The sequence below is a fragment of the Micromonospora sp. M51 genome, from assembly GCF_018070305.1.
GTDB classification, from domain to species: domain Bacteria; phylum Actinomycetota; class Actinomycetes; order Mycobacteriales; family Micromonosporaceae; genus Micromonospora; species Micromonospora parva.
Genome location: NZ_JAGPXZ010001037.1, coordinates 1 through 1,668 on the forward strand (window position 1 = coordinate 1; position 1,668 = coordinate 1,668).

At 75.5% G+C, this 1,668-nt stretch carries 1 protein-coding gene; it reads left to right on the forward strand.

What is annotated here, in order from left to right; genetic code table 11:
- The coding region (locus tag KBX53_RS32205; RefSeq protein ID WP_247676543.1) for a LuxR family transcriptional regulator at window positions 1–1,593 on the forward strand (1,593 nt) is incomplete at its 5' end.
- Window positions 1,594–1,668: the final 75 nt, after the last annotated feature.

A 1,668-nucleotide genomic window follows, 5' to 3' on the forward strand; every position in this document is an offset into this window, starting at 1 on the left:
CTGGCCGACGAACCGGCGTTCGCCGCCGAGCTGTTCGCGGCGGCCACCGCCGCCGGACGACCGCCCAACGCCCCGCAGGCGCTCGCCGCCGCGCTCGCCGGTGACCTCGACGACGCGCTTCGGCTGGCGGACCGGCTGCTGGCCACGACCGCTCCCCCGGACCGCACCGAGGCGGCCATGGTCGCCGCCACCGCACTGGCCCACCGTGGGCACGTCGGTCGCAGCGTCGAACTGTTCCGGTGGTCGGGCACCGCCTCGGCGAGGGCGTTCGCCATCGTCGGCGGGATCGCCACCGGCGACCCGGCCGCCGGCACCGAGTCACCGGCGGGTGACCCGGCTGGCGAACCACCCACTCTGCACGCCAGCGCCGCCCGACTGATGGCCGACGGCGTACGGGAGAGCGTGACCGGCCCACCGACCGCCGCGCTCTCCGCGCTCGTGCAGGCCGCCGCGCTGCTGGAGCCGGACGGCCGGGCGGTGCTCCTGCCGGACAGCCCGGCCGCCCTCGCCGCGTTGACCGCGATGCACTGCGGCGAGCTGGAGATCGCCGAGCGGGTGCTGCACCGCGCCCTGGCCGCCGGTGTCGGCGGCCCGCTGATGGCCCGCCGGCACCGGCTGTTGCAGGCCTGGATCCTGATGGTCCGTGGCGAGATCCACGCGGCCGGCGAGCGCCTCGCCACGGTGACCCTCGACGGGCGGCACCTGGAGTCGCGCGACCAGCTCTTCGCCGCCGCCATCCGGATGGGCATCGGCCGACGCAACAGTGACCTCGGGGCGCTCAAGCGGGGTTGGGGGCAGGCGCTGGAGGCCGTGGTGCGCCACCCCGTCGACCTGTTCACCCTGCTGCCGCTGGGTGAGCTGGCCATCGCGGGCGCGCGGCTGGGTGACCTGGCCCGGCTGGAGCCGTACCTGCAGCAGGGGCGTTCACTGCTCGACAGCCTCGGCAATCCACCACTGTGGAGTGTGCCGTTGCACTGGAGCGGCCTGCACGCCGCCATCCTGACCGGTGAGCCGACGGTCGCCGACGACCACGTCGCGGCGCTGCTCGCCGCCGCCGGCCACAGCCGGTACGCGGCAGTGGTCGCCGCCGCCGCGGAGAGCTGGGTGGAGGTGCTCCGGGGAGTCGTCGACCCGACCCGGGTGGAGGCCGCCGCCCGCGGGCTGCACGACACCGGGCTGTGTTGGGACGGCGCCCGCCTCGCCGGGCAGGCCGCCATCCGTACCGCCGACCGGCGGGCGATGACCACCCTGCTGGAGTGCGCCCGAGCGTTGCAGGGGCGGCCCTCCGGTGGGCCGGCCGGGCAGCCACCGCCGGCCGGTGCGAGCACGACACGGGTCGCCGGGCCCACCCAGCACGGGCTCAGCGACCGCGAGTACGAGGTCGCCGAGCTGGTGCTGGCCGGGTTGACCTACCGGGAGATCGGTGACCGGCTCTTCATCTCGGCCAAGACCGTCGAACACCACGTGGCGCGGATGCGTAACCGGTTGAACTGCGCCAACCGCACCGAACTGCTGGCCCTGCTGCGTACCCTGGTCGCCGACCGGGCCAGCGACACCGCCGGACAGCCGTGGCCGCAGCGGGCGGGCCGATGACCCACAGCGATGTCCGGCTGATCCGGACCAGGCTGGCCGTGCTGGCCGCCGTGCTGATCACGCTCTGGTCGTACG